At 37.1% G+C, this 16,401-nt stretch carries 15 protein-coding genes; all 15 read left to right on the top strand.

The window, feature by feature from the left end; all coding sequences use genetic code 11:
• The first annotated feature begins 13 nt into the window (after positions 1-13).
• The 15 genes from BLR64_RS13325 to BLR64_RS30320 all read left to right on the top strand — a co-directional run bounded on the left by BLR64_RS13325 (position 14) and on the right by BLR64_RS30320 (position 16,001).
• Complete coding sequence (locus tag BLR64_RS13325; protein ID WP_090714804.1) at positions 14-1,846, top strand: polysaccharide biosynthesis protein; 1,833 nt, start codon at positions 14-16, stop codon at positions 1,844-1,846.
• A 24-nt stretch (positions 1,847-1,870) separates the two neighbouring features.
• Positions 1,871-2,539, top strand: a complete 669-nt coding sequence (locus BLR64_RS13320) for a RodZ family helix-turn-helix domain-containing protein (RefSeq protein WP_090714801.1) — start codon at positions 1,871-1,873, stop codon at positions 2,537-2,539.
• A gap of 1 nt (position 2,540) precedes the next feature.
• Complete coding sequence (locus tag BLR64_RS13315) at positions 2,541-3,563, top strand: copper amine oxidase N-terminal domain-containing protein (protein ID WP_090714800.1); 1,023 nt, start codon at positions 2,541-2,543, stop codon at positions 3,561-3,563.
• A gap of 214 nt (positions 3,564-3,777) precedes the next feature.
• A complete protein-coding gene (locus tag BLR64_RS13310) occupies positions 3,778-4,890 on the top strand; it encodes a DegT/DnrJ/EryC1/StrS family aminotransferase (protein ID WP_090714798.1) in 1,113 nt (370 codons plus the stop codon).
• A gap of 1 nt (position 4,891) precedes the next feature.
• Positions 4,892-5,533, top strand: coding sequence for a sugar transferase (locus BLR64_RS13305; protein WP_090714797.1), 642 nt, complete (start codon positions 4,892-4,894; stop codon positions 5,531-5,533).
• A complete protein-coding gene (locus BLR64_RS13300; RefSeq protein ID WP_090714795.1) occupies positions 5,530-6,159 on the top strand; it encodes an acetyltransferase in 630 nt (209 codons plus the stop codon). The genes BLR64_RS13305 and BLR64_RS13300 overlap by 4 nt, the downstream gene beginning before the upstream one ends.
• Before the next feature lie 25 nt (positions 6,160-6,184).
• Positions 6,185-7,351: a glycosyltransferase family 2 protein gene (locus BLR64_RS13295; RefSeq protein WP_090714794.1), complete on the top strand. Its 1,167-nt coding sequence runs from the start codon at positions 6,185-6,187 to the stop codon at positions 7,349-7,351.
• A gap of 79 nt (positions 7,352-7,430) precedes the next feature.
• Positions 7,431-8,207 (top strand): glycosyltransferase family A protein, encoded by a 777-nt coding sequence (locus tag BLR64_RS13290; RefSeq protein WP_090714792.1) that lies wholly within the window; start codon positions 7,431-7,433, stop codon positions 8,205-8,207.
• 3 nt (positions 8,208-8,210) lie between these two features.
• Complete coding sequence (locus BLR64_RS13285) at positions 8,211-9,170, top strand: glycosyltransferase (protein WP_090714791.1); 960 nt, start codon at positions 8,211-8,213, stop codon at positions 9,168-9,170.
• A 38-nt stretch (positions 9,171-9,208) separates the two neighbouring features.
• Positions 9,209-10,348 carry a glycosyltransferase family 2 protein gene (locus BLR64_RS13280; protein WP_090714790.1) on the top strand — a complete coding sequence of 380 codons (1,140 nt, stop codon included), beginning with the start codon at positions 9,209-9,211 and terminating at the stop codon, positions 10,346-10,348.
• Positions 10,338-11,621, top strand: coding sequence for an O-antigen ligase family protein (locus BLR64_RS13275; RefSeq protein ID WP_090714788.1), 1,284 nt, complete (start codon positions 10,338-10,340; stop codon positions 11,619-11,621). The genes BLR64_RS13280 and BLR64_RS13275 overlap by 11 nt, the downstream gene beginning before the upstream one ends.
• A complete protein-coding gene (locus BLR64_RS13270) occupies positions 11,618-12,973 on the top strand; it encodes an oligosaccharide flippase family protein (protein WP_090714787.1) in 1,356 nt (451 codons plus the stop codon). Before BLR64_RS13275 ends, BLR64_RS13270 begins: the two co-directional genes overlap by 4 nt.
• 32 nt (positions 12,974-13,005) lie before the next feature.
• Positions 13,006-14,361: a UDP-glucose dehydrogenase family protein gene (locus BLR64_RS13265; RefSeq protein ID WP_090714785.1), complete on the top strand. Its 1,356-nt coding sequence runs from the start codon at positions 13,006-13,008 to the stop codon at positions 14,359-14,361.
• 34 nt (positions 14,362-14,395) lie between these two features.
• Positions 14,396-15,436: an SDR family NAD(P)-dependent oxidoreductase gene (locus tag BLR64_RS13260; protein WP_090714784.1), complete on the top strand. Its 1,041-nt coding sequence runs from the start codon at positions 14,396-14,398 to the stop codon at positions 15,434-15,436.
• Between the two features lie 409 nt (positions 15,437-15,845).
• Complete coding sequence (locus BLR64_RS30320; RefSeq protein WP_167360672.1) at positions 15,846-16,001, top strand: hypothetical protein; 156 nt, start codon at positions 15,846-15,848, stop codon at positions 15,999-16,001.
• Positions 16,002-16,401: the final 400 nt, after the last annotated feature.

Here is a 16,401-nt window from a genome sequence, read left to right as displayed (position 1 = left end):
GGAGGCACTAAAAATGACAGCGAAAACCAGAGTGTTCATGTTGTTCATGATTGATCTTGCCATCATATGGTTCAGCATCGTGACTTCTTACCTGTTCCGTTTTTATAATGATATTCCTCAGGAATATGTTGTACAGATGCTGTTATACGGGTTAATCTGCACCATATCTTTTGGGGGGAGCCTAATTTATTTCGGATTGTATCGAAGAATGTGGCAGTACGCCAGTATTGGCGAGATTGTATCGGTCATGAAGGCTATTGTAGTAGGGGCGGTAATCTCATACGCAGTAGCTTTTGTTATGCTTCCGTCACGTGTCCCTTTCAGTATTGAGGTGCGTTCAGTTGAGACTATTCTTCTCCTGGTGGGTGGCGTCCGTCTATTCTGGAGAGTCTTCCGCAGAGGCAGATTTAACAGTGTAGATACCGAGGTGCATACCTTAATCGTCGGAGCAGGAGATTGCGGGATATTGATTGCCAGAGAGTTAAAGGGCGCATCCTTTGCCAATACTCGTCTGATTGGTTTTGTTGACGACAGTGCCGATAAACTCCATTTAAAGATCCTTGGAGTTCCGGTACTGGGGAACCGCTATGATATTCCAAGGATCGTGAAAGAACGGGGCATTCACGAGATTATTATTGCCATGCCTTCGGTATCGCGAAGTGAAATTTCCGAGATTGTAAGTTTGTCCAAGACAACCGGAGTGAAGCTGAAGATTATTCCTGCGCTTAGTGATCTAATCACCGGAAAGGTATCCATCAAGAAGCTGCGCGATGTTAGTGTAGAAGACTTGCTTGGGCGTGAGCCTATCGTGGCTGACATGAACAGTATCCTAGGTTATGTACACAATAAGACGGTATTAGTTACGGGTGCCGGAGGTTCTATCGGGTCCGAGCTTTGCCGCCAGATTTCACCTTTTGCACCGGACAAGCTGCTGATCCTCGGTCATGGCGAGAACAGTATTTACACAATAGAGATGGAACTCCGAAAGAGCTTCCCGGAGCTTTCGATTGTGACTGTCATTGCCGATGTACAAGACCGCACCCGGATGATGGAGGTCTTCGAGAGCCACAAGCCGCAGGTTGTCTTTCACGCGGCAGCGCATAAACACGTGCCACTGATGGAGCGTAATCCTTCCGAGGCCATCAAGAATAACGTGTTCGGTACACGCAATGTGGCAGATTGTGCGGATAAGTATGGAGTAGAGCGATTTGTTCTGATCTCCTCAGATAAAGCGGTTAATCCGACCAGTGTTATGGGAGCTACGAAACGGATTGCTGAAATGTATGTACAGAGCCTCAATACTACAAGCAATACGAAGTTTTCTGCGGTACGCTTTGGTAATGTGCTGGGCAGCCGCGGAAGTGTTATTCCGGCCTTTAAGCAGCAGATTGCTGCTGGCGGACCAGTAACTGTTACTCATCCGGAGATGGTACGTTACTTCATGACGATTCCGGAAGCTGTACAGCTGGTCATTCAGTCCGGTTCTTTCGCCAGGGGCGGCGAGGTATTCGTACTGGATATGGGTGAGCCTGTGAAGATCCTGACACTCGCAGAAGACCTGATTACCTTGTCCGGCTATGAGCCTTACAAAGATATCAACATCGTCTTCTCGGGTATTCGTGAGGGTGAGAAGCTGTACGAAGAATTGCTTACAGCAGAAGAGAATCTCGGTTCCACTCAGCATGACCGTATATTTATAGGTAAACCAAATGTCATCAGTCAGAATCAGCTGGAGCTGGAATTCAAACGATTGGAACGCGTCTTGTCTGAAGAGCCAGAAGCCATACGTGAGGTTATTAATCAGATTGTGCCAATGCAGCCGGTAGCTCAGGCGGCGATTAGCTAACTATTGTATGTGGAGGTACATGAAGTGAAAAGATGGAAGAAAGTTTTAATCTGGACATTGTCGGTAATTGTGGTGCTGGGTGTAGGCGGTTTGTTTGCGGCGAATTATGCCGTAGATAAGCTGATGAATTCAATGGCAGGCGGCTTTGAGGTAGAGGATACTACAAATAATGCAGCGCAAGGTGAGGTTGTTGAGCCTGTTGTGGTTGAAGGAAACACAGAGCCAGAACCAACAGCAACAACTGCTCCATCAAACACTGCTACTCCAGATGATAGTGCAGATAAACCTGCCGTCGAAGGGAATTCATCTGATAATGCAGGGGAAGCAACAAGTGCACCAGTTGCAGCCAAACCTACTGCATCTGCAGATGGGTACACTGCCCAAGTATCAACAGACAAGGCCAAGGAAATTCAAGATAACGTTACTGTCAAAGACAAAGCAGACGTGGCTTCTATTGTTATGAGCCAATTAAGTATCTCTGATATTAAACGCCTTCAAGAGCTTGCTAAAGGCGGATTAACAATTGAAGATAAGCGGGAAGCGCGCAGTATTATTCTTGGTAAAGTATCTGAAGAACAGTACAATGAGCTCTCACAGATCGCTAAGAAATATGGTGTAAGTCAAGGGAAAACCCAGAAAGAGATTATTGCTGAAGAAGAACGGATTAAAGCACAAGAAGGAGGGAGTAAGTGATATGTCAAAAGTGAAATTGCCGGCTGCTGCATTGCTATTAATATTACTTACTGGTGCTGCACCTCTAACTGCCACTGCGCCAATATCGGCATCTGCTGTAACGGTATCAGCAACTGCCGCAGCTGCCGAAGACACAATTAAAGTACAGAGTATGGATGTAAAGATGGTGTTTGACGGAGTAAGCATGCAGCCTCCAACAGGTCAACATGTCTTCATTTATAACAACACTACCTATGTGCCAATCAGATTCGTTTCCTATGCTTTACAGAAGAGTGTCAGCTGGGACGCCAAGAATCTGAAGGTCACTGTCGCTGAACCAAGCAGCACGGAATTAGTGGTTATTAAAGAATATCTTATGAACGCTGGGAATACTAGCACTATAGCAACAACGATAAAGAGTATCTCGCTAAACAAGGTAAAAGCAAGCTATGTGTTCAATGGGTCAGCGAAGGCAGTACCTTCAGGACAGGATAGCTACATGCTGAATGGTTCATTGTATGTTCCGCTTCGTTTTCTTTCTGAATCTGTAGGCAATAAGATTACTTGGGATCAGAAGACTAAGACCATTACAGCTATATCTGCTGGTTATCAGGAGCAAAATAGCGGTTCAACAAGTAGTGGAGCTACAGGAGGTGCCAATCCTTATGCTACAGCTACACCTGCACCAACTAGTGGGGCATCAACCGGGGGCGGATCTGCTGAGTCTGGGAAGGTCACATATGAGCAGATTACAAGTGAGACAGAAGCTAAGCTCACTGCACTGCGTAATCAAAGTAGCTCAGTTTTGGTAAGTCTTGTCTTCCAATATGTTCAAGCAACAGATCAAGCCACTAAATCCAGTCTTCTTGCTCAGGGAAAGCAACAACTAGCTTCCTCCACTTCTAGTTTTAATAGTATCGTTGCTGATGCTGAGAAGCAACTGACTGCTAATGGTTACAGTACAGATATTATCAATCAGTACAGAGCAACCTTTGAAGCTGAATTGCAAGAGGGTATGAAATTGGCTGAAAGTTTGGCGAATTAAGATTAGTGTATAACCTCTAAATTTCATAGAGGTTATACACTAAAATTTCATTAAAACTTTATTTAAGAGAGCCTGTTTAAAGAAGTAAGGCTCTTGCATTAAGGTGAATAGGAATAATCATTAATCTCTCTAATTGAATACTACAGGGTTGGTTTGTTAACGCACCCGTAAATATATTATATAGACTTGAATTTAGAGCGTAGGGGGAGAATAAATGGTTGAAAAAATTTGGTTATCTTCACCACATATGAGCGATGAAGGCTATGAAATGGATTATGTTAAGGAAGCCTTCGACACCAACTGGGTTGCGCCTTTAGGTGCTAATGTCACTGGGTTTGAAAATGAATTGGCGGAAAAGATTGGTATTAATGCAGCGGCAGCACTTACAACAGGTACTGCTGCTATCCATTTAGCTCTTAGAGCAGTTGGGGTTGGGGCAGGTGATATTGTTTTCTGTCAATCCTTAACTTTTTCAGCAACAGCAAATCCGATTATTTATCAGGGAGCTGTCCCTGTATTTATTGATAGTAACATGGAAACTTGGAATATGGATCCAACTGCGTTAGAAGAGGCTATTAATAAATATCCAAATGTTAAGGCTGTTATAGTCGTACATTTATACGGAATTTCAGCTGAAATGGATAAAATTATGGATATCTGCAGCAGATATAACGTTCCGGTAATTGAGGATGCTGCGGAATCACTAGGAACCTACTATAAAGGTAAACACACCGGCACTTTTGGAGAGTACGGAATTTTTTCGTTTAATGGAAATAAAATTATTACTACCTCAGGTGGCGGAATGCTGGTTTCTAATAATGAAGAGCAAGTTGCCAAGACTAGATTTTGGGCTACTCAGTCAAGAGATCATGCTAGACATTATCAACATAGTGAGCTTGGATTTAACTACCGTATGAGCAATGTTGTTGCTGGAATAGGCCGAGGCCAACTTAAAGTATTGGACGAGCGTGTTGCTAAAAAGAGATACATATTTAATTATTATCAAGAAAAGCTGAGCGGTCTTGATGGAATAACATTTATGCCCATCAACGAGTGGAATGAGCCTAATTGCTGGCTAAGCTGTATTACGTTAGGCGGGGTAGTAAGACCGCTTGACATCATGATAACATTGGAACAAAACAATGTTGAATCTAGACCGATTTGGAAACCGATGCATATGCAGCCTTTTTTTGCTGAGTATGATTATGTTGGAGGTACAGTGTCTGAACAATTGTTTGAGAATGGGCTATGTTTACCTTCAGACACAAAAATGACGGATGCAGATTTGGAACGAGTTTGCGCATTGATTAAGGGGTTGTGGAAGTAAAATGAATCGAAAAAAAGCGTTTTATGCAACATATATTAAGAGACCGCAGGATATTTTGCTTTCAACTATTGCACTTCTTTTACTTAGCCCAATTCTGATTATTGTTGCTTTTCTAGTAAGAATCAAATTAGGTGGACCTGTATTGTTTGTTCAAGAACGTCCGGGCTTAAATGAGAAAATATTCAAAATGTATAAGTTTAGAACGATGACTGATGAACGTGATGCTAATGGTGAATTGCTTTCTGATAGTATACGCCTTACATCGTTCGGGAAATTTTTGCGCTCAACAAGTTTAGATGAACTTCCAGAGTTATGGAACATAGTACGTGGTGACATGGCTATAGTTGGACCTAGACCATTATTGGTGCAGTATTTGACACTGTATGACGAACAACAAAGACGCAGACATGACGTTAAGCCAGGACTTACTGGTTTAGCTCAGGTGAATGGCCGTAATGCATTAAGTTGGGAAAGTAAATTTAATCTTGATGTTAAATATGTAGACCAAATTGAATTTGCGAGAGATTGGAATATTATTTTTTTAACTATTAAAAAGGTTTTTATCAGAGAAGGAATTAATTCGAATAACTCTGTAACTATAGAGCCTTATAGTGGAAATAGCAATGAAAGTGTAAGATTATGAAAAAAGGCTTAGTTATTATTGGTGCCGGTGGTCATGGCAAAGTAGCAGCAGATGTTGGAAAGGCAATGAACCATTGGGAAAAAATTTTTTTTGTTGATGATGATCAATCTATTAGAGAGTGTAGTGGCTTTAAAGTTATAGGTGGTTCAAATGCGATTGATGATTATTTGTCTGATTTTGATTTTTTTGTCGCTATTGGAAGTAATGTGATAAGGGAGCGAATTCAGAGTAAACTAGAGCATCAAGGAGCTTCAGTCATTTCTTTAATTCATCCTCAAGCTGTTATTGGCTCTAACGTTACAATAGAGCGTGGCACAGTTATTATGGCAGGAGTTGTCATTAACAACTCTTCTTCTATAGGAAAAGGCTGTATAGTTAATACTGCTTCCAGCATTGATCATGATAATGTAATTGAAGAATATACCCATCTCTCTCCTGGAGTACATTTAGCTGGAACTGTAAAGATTGGAAAAGGTGCATGGTTGGGAATTGGCTGTGTTGTAAGCAATAACATTAATATATGCAGTGGATCAAAAATAGGGGCCGGAGCTGTAGTGTTAAGAGATATAAATGAATCAGGAACTTATGTCGGTGTTCCAGCGAAAAGATTGCAAACGGATAGTTAATGCACATTGCAGAGGGGGCGGAAGAATGGATGTTTGGTTGAAAATTCTTTTTTATATCAGTGCATTTATAATTGTATGGGCAATGATTGGGTATCCCTTATCTTTAAAAGTAATTAGTAATTTGTATAAAACCAAGAGACTTGAAAAAAACTTTAGCCACACACCCTCCGTTACAGTTATGGTTGTGGCGCATAATGAAGAAAAGGTAATTTTGGACAAACTCCATAATATTGTGAGTCTTGAATATCCAAAGGACTTGATAGAGTTCTTGGTCTCATCTGATAACAGTACGGATAAAACAAATGAGATTGTTAAAGATTTCATACGTAGTTTTCCGGAACATAACATTAGGTTATTCGAAGTTAAAGCCCGTAAGGGGAAAACAAATGCTCAGAATGAAGCGCATAAAACAGTAACAACTGAATATTTAATTATGACTGATGCAAATTCTATAATGGACAAAAGTGCTGTAAGCGAACTTATGGCTGCTTTCACTTCTGAAGAAATTGCCTACGTTTCTGGTCGGCTTTCAATAATTAACCACGATGTTAGTGACGTGAGCAGTGCTGAAGCAAGTTATTGGGATGGTGATTTGGCATCGAGAGAAATTGAGGGCAGAATCCAGACAATTACTGCAGGTAATGGTGCACTATACGCTTGTAGAACAAAAGATTACAATGATTTCAATCCAATTCAATGTCACGATAGTGCTATGCCTCCTTATTATGCTTTACAAGGTAAGAGGGCTATTGCTAATCATGATGCTATAGCATATGAAAAAGCTGGAGAAGTTATTGAAGATGAGTTTGGAAGGAAGGTCAGAAGTAATAGGGTTCTTTTATCTCAAATATTACCTGATTTTAGAATTCTGAATGTTGTTAAATATAAGTGGTTTACTTATTTTTATCTTGGGCACAGAACTTGTAGGTATTTGCTTTGGATAGCTCACTTCGTTTTATTGATGACTAATATTTTTTTGGTTGATGATCATTTTATTTATTCCATGGCATTAGTTGGGCAATTACTAATCTATTCATTAGGTTTATATCGAGCTATTACTAAATCAAAGAATAAGTATCTAACACTAATCTATTATTATTTAGTGACTATCTTGGCTCAATGGGTAGGTGTATATAAAATAATTAGTGGGGAAGCAAAGCCATTTTGGGAAAAAGCAGAAAGCACGAGATAGAAAATTAAAAATCTCGAATTATCATATGTACACTGCTAATAGAAAATCAAAGGTAAGAAAATTGAAAGGGAACTTGAACATGAACTTGGAAGTGTTGATTTCTACAATGAATCAAAAAGGTCTTGGTTTACTTGAAGAGATGAATATTCAATCTGATGCTATTGTAATTAATCAATCTGATAGCTTTTGTTCAAATACACTGATATTTAACGATTATAAGGTTAACTTTCTGTCTTTTGATGAACGAGGCATCGGACTTAGTAGAAATAATGCATTAATGAGAGCAAGTGCAGAAATAAGTCTATTAGCAGATGATGATGTCATCTATATTGATGGGTATAGAGAAGCTGTCATTAAATCATTTGAGGAAAATCCTCACGCAGATATGATATTCTTTAATGTTCCAAGTAAAAATCATTTAAGGCCAACTCATATTATAAAAAAGAAAAGCAGAGTAAGATGGTATAACTGCTTAAAGTATGGGGCTGTTAAGGTTGCCTTTAGGACAGAAAAATTAAAGCAAGCAAACATATATTTCTCCTTACTCTTTGGTGGAGGCGCGAAGTATGGCAGTGGAGAAGATAGTCTTTTTATTTCGGAATGCATACAAAAAGGGTTAAAGATATATACTGATCCAACCATTATTGGTTATGTGAAACAAGAAGAATCTACATGGTTTAAAGGATATAACGATAAGTTTTTTAAGGATAAAGGAGTATTATTTTATTTTATTTCAAAAAAATGGGCACGATTGCTTTGCTTGCAATTTGTTATTCGTCATCGAAAAATGTTTGCAAATGAGAAAAATGTGTTGGAAGCTTACAAATTAATGCTTAAGGGTGTTGAGGAGATCTAGATTATGAAATATCCGCAAATTTCTATAGTTGTTCCAATTTATAATGTTGAGCAATATTTAGAACGATGCATGCAAAGTCTAGTTAATCAAACTTATAGGAACGTAGAAATTATTTTAGTTAATGATGGAAGTACAGATGGAAGTTCTTCAATTTGTGATAAATATGAAAATATGGATCAGAGAATTCAAGTCATTCATAAATTGAATGGGGGGTTGTCAGACGCAAGAAACTTTGGACTAAAAGTTTCAAGGGGAGAGTACGTGCTTTTTGTTGATTCTGATGACTATATTGAATTGGATGCATGCGAAAAATTATACAATGTCATTAAGCAGTTTTCTTCTGATGCTCCTGATTTAATCATTGGTAATGCGAGGAAAATTCATAATGACACAACGACTTATCTGATGCATAAAGGAACCGAGAATTATGCTTTATTATCTGGACCCAATTATATGCTAAAAGAATTAAAGACGGAAAGCTTACACATGGCAGTGTGGCTAAACTTGTATAGAAATGAATTTTTGAAAAAGAACAACTTGGAATTTAAAGTGGGATTATTACATGAAGACGAGCAGTTTACTCCGCGAGTTCTCTTGAAGGCTAACAATGTGATTTGCACAGATATTATATTTTATAACTATATTATTAGGAGCTCCTCTATTACTATGAGTAAAGACTTATCTGTTAATGGTTTACATATTATTGAAACATGTAATGAATTGTCGAGTCTTTATGAGCAGGTCGGTAATGTTGAATTAAAAAAAATGTTAATGAACAATTTGGTGACAAAGTATTTGAGTGCTATAAAAACAGGAAAATTACATCGAAAAGAATATAAAGATTCTATTGATTTGAGATTTATGTATAGCCGTGTCTATAGCAGGAAAAATTTAATTCAACTGTTAATGTTATCATGTAGTAGTAAGTTGTATGCCTTTGTATATAGAATGATTTCGAAGTGAAATATGAATGATTTTATAAAATATAGGAGTTACTCAAAATGAAAATCATTAAGAAGGCTATTGCGAAATTACCATTGAAAACAAAGCTGTATTTACGAGAAATATCTAATTTTAGAAAGCCGTTTAGTATTGTGAAAACAAAAAATATACTTGATAGGAAAGTAAAAGAAACTAATGGCTTAAATATTAAAGATGGATTAGAGGTTTGGCATAGATCATTTAAAAAATTTATTTTGTCAAATCTAAATGAAAGTGAAGTAGCATATGATTTTTTTGAGAATAATATAGAGTTAGTTAGTCAATCAAAATTTAATTACGACAATAGAGAGGTCATACTATTATGTGTCGTTAAAAATGACCTCATGAAATTAAAGAAGATGGTAGATCATCATAGGGGAATTGGGGTTACTCATTTCGCAATACTTGATAACATATCAACTGATGGAACTGCTGAATGGGTAAAAGATCAACCCGATATTGATTTGTTTACAAATGACGATAAGTACACAACTAATAGAAGAGAGGCATGGATTAACAGATTGATTGCTTATTATGGCTTAAACAGATGGTACCTTATTGTGGATTCTGATGAATTGTTTGTGTATCAACAAATGGAGGAGTACCCTATTGAATGTTTAATTAAATATTGTGTTAATCATTCAATTACTAGAATACGTGGGTTAATGGTTGATATGTACGCTGAAGATGCATTTTACTTACAAAATAATGATGAAGATTATCTAACCCAATGTATATATTTTGATTTAAATAGCTACAAAAAAGAAGAAAGGGATTATATAGAGCTAATTACTGGGGGACCCAGAGAAAGAATGTTTAATCAAAATCCATGGTTAACTAAGTATCCGCTTTGCTATTTTAGTAAAGGAGATATTCAAAGTAGGTCGCATTTTTTGTTTCCATTTAATAAAAATAAAAATTCTGAATGCCTTGCCGCACTTTTACACTATAAGTTTTTACCAAGCGATCTACCCAAATATAAAATGATATCAGAAAATAGTAATTATTATAATGGGAGTATAGAGTACAAGAAATACTTAGAGGTTATGGAGCACAATATTCTTTCATTTATGTATGAGGATTCACAGATATATAGGGATTCAAATTCTTTGTGTAATATTCCTTTTATGAAAAAAATGGATTTTTCTGATGGAGAATAAAAACGCTAAAGTAGTAAGGAATGATAAAATGATTCTTAAAGGTATTGCAAGGAAGAAATTTAACATATTGAATATAGGTATATTTCTTATCCCTTTTCAATATTTAATAGAAGATAAAATATTCGCTTTAATATTGATTGGAATTTCGATATTGGGGCTAATAAGGCTAATAAAATATAATAGTAAGTTTATAAAATCATCTGGATTTAATACTGGATATACAATGCTGCTTTTATATGGATTAGTTAGTACTTTTTTTTCAAAAGATATCTCTTCTACATATTCCATTTTAATTATGGTTATACCTTTTTTGTTCTATAGCTATATTTTGTCATGGTATGTTATGGAGCATAATGATCAAATTTTTAATAAAGTTAAGAATGCTTTTGGAACATTTTTAGTGAGTACTATTATTGTTTCTTTCTTGGCAGTAATAAGTGATATTCAAGGATTTAATAAATACACAAGAATTGGTGCTGAATTATTTGGGAACCAATACACAATGTTTATATACTATTTAATGATTAGTTTGTGTATAGCTATTTGGTTATTATACCAACAAAAAATGACAACAAAAAAACAAGTTATTATAGTAATTATAGCTTTTCTTTTTTTTATATGTGTTTCAAGTGGGATTCGTAAAGCAATATTAATACCGATTGTTTTTGGTCTTCTCTATATGTTTTTTAATTCGCAAAGCAAAAAAAAGCTGCTTATTGGCTTAATAAAAATTCTAGTTGCATTAATTATGTTAATTATAGCTTTTAGACTATTAATGTATAATGAATACTTTTCCTCTACAGCCGGAAGGCGATTAGAAAGTTTTATTTCAGGCTTACAGGGGAAGGAATCTGATAACTCCTTTAATGTCAGAAGGTTACTACTTGAAAGTGCTATACGTTGTTTTTATGAGTATCCTATTTTTGGATACGGATTTGGAGCATTTAGAGATTATGCTGAAAGAACAATTGGAATTAGACTCTATGCACACAACAATTACGTAGAGTTGTTAGCTTCAACTGGCATTATTGGCTTTGGCATCTACTATGCTAGTATTGTTCTAATGCTTAAAAAATGTTATACGCGTTTTAAATTAACAAAAAATAGTATCCACCTGTTTGCAATTGTATTTATATTCTCATTGCTAATTAATGATTTTGGTGCTGTAACTTATCTTAGTTTACCTTATATATGTTTTTTGAGTTTAATATCTTGTTTATGCAATATAAAGGTGCAAGTTGAGGAAAGATTGAGCAAGGTGAGCAAAATATGAATCTTGTAACTAAGAGATTTTCAGAAAATTTTAAAAATGTTGGGAAGTTATCACTGGGCACTATTTTAGGTCAACTAATTTCTATTATTTCACTGCCGATTTTCACAAGAATTTACGGTCCTACTGTTATGGGGAATATGGCTTTGTTCACATCTGTAGCTGTCATAATAAACTCATTCTCAGATTTAGGTATGTCTAATGCAATAATGGTAGAAGAGGAAGAAGAGGAAGCAGGAAAAGTGTATAAGATTGTTTCAACTATAAGTTTAGGAATGAGCCTATTGTTTGGAATGATTTTCTTTTTCTTTTCTAACGTATTCTTTGAATCGGTTGATCAGAACCCGTTATTTGTCGCTATAGTGTTAGCAGCTCTTATTTTTTCATCCCAACAAATAAAAATATGCTATACATGGCTTAATCGAAGAAAGCAGTACAAGTTACTAATGTTAAATCCTATAATTAATAATGGTGTTGTGTTGTTAATAGGATTGGTTATTGGTTTATCTGGTTATGTTTCATTCGGATATTATATATGTATTATTTTGGGGCAAGTTGTTACTTTAATTCATATGAAGCGATTTTTGCCCAAAGGCTTTTTTTCTTTTGCTAAGCAAGATTATGTGCAGATTTGTAAAAAACATTATAAATTTGTATCTTACCAAATGCCTTCAAACATAGTTTTACAGGTTAAAGGTCAGTTGCCCACATTACTGATCAATTTGTTTTTTGGACCTAAAGTATTGGGGTACTATTATATTTCAATGAGAGTATTAGGTATGCCAATTACATTTCTAGCAAGTTCCTTGGGAAAAGTCTTTTTCCAAACCGCATCTGAAATCAAAAGAAAGGGAGGAGAAATTGGAGAATACACCTTGAAATTGCTGTCGAAGGCCATGAAAATTTCATTTATTCCAATCATATTAATGCTTTGTATAGGTGACATAGTCATTCTCCTTCTTTTTGGTTCGGAGTATATTATTGGAGCGAATATTTTGCGGATCATGACTTTTTATGGTTTTTTCTTATTCTTATCTATGTCAGTTGATGGCATTGCAACTGTAATCGACCGTCAAAAATATCTATTAGTTTCCGGGCTAATTCAGTTAATAGGTATAACAATTGGAATTTGGATAGGTGCTAAAATATTTAACAGTGTTTATATCAGTGTATCATTATTCAGTTTAACTTTTTGTATAATACAAGTTGTTTATTTTTGCTTTATTTTCAAAACAACTAAAATAAATATTAGCCGCTATCTAAAACCTTTGTTTATTGAAATAGTATTGATTTTATTGGTGTTTAGTGTTCTAAGAAGTTTTTTATTGTTATTGGGTATTGTTGAAACTATTTAAAATTTAAAGATGAAGGTAAGGGATGATCGATTATGTATAAAATAGCAGTTGCCGGAACTGGCTATGTAGGCTTAGTAGCAGGCGTATGCTTCGCAGAGGTAGGTCATAGTGTAACTTGTGTAGACATTGATGAGAACAAAGTACAGTTAATGAAATCCGGTGTCTCTCCGATTTATGAAGCTGGTCTGGAAGAACTTATGCAAAAAAATTATGCTGCTGGTAGAATTGACTATACAACAGATTATGCTGAGGCTTATAGAAATGCCGATGCGATCTTTATTGGTGTGGGAACTCCTGAACAGCCAGATGGTTCAGCAAACTTGGCTTATATTGCAACTGTAGCTAGACAAATTGCCGAGACTATTGAGAAGGATTGTCTTGTTGTCGTTAAATCTACAGTTCCGGTTGGAACTAATGATAAAGTAGAACAATTTATTCATGATTTCTTGCCCTATGATGCTGAAGGCGTAACAGGCAATGGGAATGGAAAAGGTAAAAAAATTAGAGTCGAGGTAGCTTCTAATCCGGAGTTTTTAGCTCAAGGTACGGCTGTGAAAGATACATTGCAGGCTGCAAGAATTATTATTGGAACCGAGAGTGAATGGGCCGAGGAGCTTCTAAAGAATATTTATGAGCCCTTCAATATTCCCGTTGTTTCTGTAAGAAGAAGATCTGCAGAAATGATTAAATATGCATCCAATGATTTCTTGGCTCTAAAAATATCCTACATGAATGATATTGCTAATCTGTGTGAATTAGTAGGTGCTGACATTCAGGATGTGGCTAAGGGAATGTCATATGATGAGCGTATCGGCAGCAAATTCCTAAACGCAGGTATCGGTTATGGCGGAAGTTGTTTTCCAAAAGATACTAAAGCTCTAGAGTATTTAGCACGCCAGCATGGATATGAGCTGAAGACGGTTAAGGCTGCTATTGATGTAAATACCACTCAGAAAACCATTCTATATAAGAAGGCTTCAAAAAGATTAATTACATTTAGTGGACTGAAGGTGGCCGTGTTGGGACTTACCTTTAAGCCAGGCACAGATGATTTAAGAGAAGCTGCATCGCTAGAGAATATCCCCTTGTTGTTAGATCAGGGAGCTGATGTATATGCTTATGATCCTGTAGGTAAGAACAACTTTTCAAGAAAATTCCCTGAAGGCAAAAACAGAAATGGAAATATCTCTTATGTAGATAATCCTGAGGCTGCGTTAGATAATGCTAATGTCTGCTTTATTTTTACTGAGTGGAGTGAGATTAAAGCTGTCACGCCAGACATGTTCAAAGAGCTGATGAGAACACCTTTGGTTTATGATGGGCGTAATCTATATCATGTTGAAGAGATGAAAGCTACAGGAATAGAATATTACTCCATTGGGAGATAACTATCTTACATTTACATATAAGGGAGACGAAGTTTTGAGCTATATACCTTTGGATGTGACTAAAAAGTATCTAATAACTGGCGCTGCTGGCTTTATTGGCTCAAACTTAGCCAAAAAACTTCTTGATATGGGTTGTACGGTTATAGGTATTGATAATATAAACGACTATTACGATACTAATCTTAAAGAAGATCGATTGAAGCTACTATTTCCCTATGAGAAATTCACCTTTATAAAAGTGGATATTTCTGAAAAAAATTCAATTATGGATATATTTAAAGAGTTTAGTCCGAACATAGTAGTGAATTTGGCAGCACAAGCTGGTGTGCGTTACTCCATCGAAAACCCGGATGTTTACATTCATAGTAACATTATTGGTTTCTTTAATATACTTGAAGCCTGCAGATCATATCCAGTGGAGCACCTTGTTTATGCTTCATCAAGCTCTGTGTATGGATCGAACAAAAAAGTTCCTTTTGAAGAATCTGATGTTGTTATTCATCCTGAATCGCTTTATGCTGCTACAAAAAAGTCTAATGAGCTAATGGCCCATACATATAGTCATCTCTATAAAATTCCGGCAACCGGTCTTAGATTTTTCACGGTGTATGGCCCGATGGGACGGCCGGATATGGCTTATTTTGGATTCACTCAGAAGTACTTTGCTGGTGAATCTATCAAGATCTTTAACAATGGGGATTTTGATAACGATCTATATAGAGATTTCACCTATATTGACGATATTGTTGAAGGTGTACAAAGAATCCTGAGCAATGCATCTACTGAAGCTGTACCGCATAGAGTCTTCAATATCGGTAACAACCAGCCTGAGAAACTTATGAACTTTATTGAGACCTTAGAAAAATGTTTAAGTCGGAGTACAGGTAGCGAAGTTATCTTTAAGAAGATATTTGAACCCATTAAACCAGGAGATGTACCTGCTACATATGCATCAACTGATTTGCTGCAAGAAGCTGTGGGTTTTAAACCAAGTACTTCGATTGAAGAAGGTCTTCAGAGATTTACTGACTGGTATGTCAGTTACTATAGCCTTAAAAATAATGAAAAAAACTAAATGCAATATACATCCAGGCAAACATACTAAGAGATCATTCTTTCTATGTTTGCCTGTTTTCTTAATTCTTATTGTGTTGTTTTTTGCTGGCCGCTTCCTCAATTTCTCGCAGACCCCACAGCTAACTTACGTAAGTGCGAACTCAGGCTATAACGCAAAATGGTGGTGGAGCGACCGCTACAGCCGGGAAACTACCTTTAACGAGTATATTAAAATGATCGGCAATGCCTTCGGCTATAATGGGCCCGAGGCCAAGGAGTCCTTGCAGGAAATCAAGCGCTGGTTTCACTGATTCTGACAAAAAAACATAAAACATTTCATATTTCCACGGACAGGTTCTGACAAACAAATTAGTTATCCCGGTCTATAATTAGATTCAAATCTAGTTATTTTCCGGGAGAGAAGTCCTATGCCAAATTATTATTTCAAGGAAATCTGGACACCGCTGAAGTGGGTGAAGATCCGGTTCTTCCGGGATGATGATAACCGGGTCTGGGTGAAGTTCGGATCGCGGAGACGGCAGCTGCTGAGTCGGCAGGAAGTGGAGAGCAAAACGGAGGCCTAAGGGCCTCCGTCAGAATGTCGTGAAACCCAGGTCGTCTGAAGACCCTGGGTTTCTTTGGTGTGCGCCCGGCATGGGCGATAACTTGGCGGTGAAAGTCCGCTACAGGCTTGGCAGTAGGAACTGTTAGCCAAGGGCAAGGGTGTCCGCCGCGAGGCGGAATCTGAAGGAAGCCGGAGGCAAACCCTCGGTCTGACGAACAGAAATCACATAGAAGGCATGCTGGGACGGACGAGCTTGCACTACAAAGCAAAGTCCAATACTGCCCGAATTCCAGGATGTAAATGTGGCAGATAGATGAGGGGAAAGTTATCGCTCTTACCCGGGGAGGTCTCACAGACGTCAAGTAGGGAAAAAAATCCGAACGACGGAGTAAAGCTTGCTGTGAGAAGTCAGCAGAGGC

The organism is Paenibacillus typhae (genome assembly GCF_900099765.1).
In the GTDB taxonomy this organism is placed as follows: domain Bacteria; phylum Bacillota; class Bacilli; order Paenibacillales; family Paenibacillaceae; genus Paenibacillus_AQ; species Paenibacillus_AQ typhae.
The sequence above is the reverse complement of the archived record's forward strand: the minus strand, read 5'-3'. Positions and strand labels throughout refer to the sequence as shown.

What these genes read in the sequence shown, in the direction of transcription:
- BLR64_RS13325 (WP_090714804.1), top strand. Translation starts at nt 14, where the DNA reads ATGACAGCGAAAACCAGAGTGTTCATGTTGTTCATGATTGATCTTGCC.
- BLR64_RS13290 (WP_090714792.1), top strand. Translation starts at nt 7,431, where the DNA reads ATGAACTTGGAAGTGTTGATTTCTACAATGAATCAAAAAGGTCTTGGT.
- BLR64_RS13275 (WP_090714788.1), top strand. Translation starts at nt 10,338, where the DNA reads ATGGAGAATAAAAACGCTAAAGTAGTAAGGAATGATAAAATGATTCTT.
- BLR64_RS13285 (WP_090714791.1), top strand. Translation starts at nt 8,211, where the DNA reads ATGAAATATCCGCAAATTTCTATAGTTGTTCCAATTTATAATGTTGAG.
- BLR64_RS13315 (WP_090714800.1), top strand. Translation starts at nt 2,541, where the DNA reads ATGTCAAAAGTGAAATTGCCGGCTGCTGCATTGCTATTAATATTACTT.
- BLR64_RS13270 (WP_090714787.1), top strand. Translation starts at nt 11,618, where the DNA reads ATGAATCTTGTAACTAAGAGATTTTCAGAAAATTTTAAAAATGTTGGG.
- BLR64_RS13295 (WP_090714794.1), top strand. Translation starts at nt 6,185, where the DNA reads ATGGATGTTTGGTTGAAAATTCTTTTTTATATCAGTGCATTTATAATT.
- BLR64_RS13280 (WP_090714790.1), top strand. Translation starts at nt 9,209, where the DNA reads ATGAAAATCATTAAGAAGGCTATTGCGAAATTACCATTGAAAACAAAG.
- BLR64_RS30320 (WP_167360672.1), top strand. Translation starts at nt 15,846, where the DNA reads ATGCCAAATTATTATTTCAAGGAAATCTGGACACCGCTGAAGTGGGTG.
- BLR64_RS13265 (WP_090714785.1), top strand. Translation starts at nt 13,006, where the DNA reads ATGTATAAAATAGCAGTTGCCGGAACTGGCTATGTAGGCTTAGTAGCA.
- BLR64_RS13310 (WP_090714798.1), top strand. Translation starts at nt 3,778, where the DNA reads ATGGTTGAAAAAATTTGGTTATCTTCACCACATATGAGCGATGAAGGC.
- BLR64_RS13300 (WP_090714795.1), top strand. Translation starts at nt 5,530, where the DNA reads ATGAAAAAAGGCTTAGTTATTATTGGTGCCGGTGGTCATGGCAAAGTA.
- BLR64_RS13305 (WP_090714797.1), top strand. Translation starts at nt 4,892, where the DNA reads ATGAATCGAAAAAAAGCGTTTTATGCAACATATATTAAGAGACCGCAG.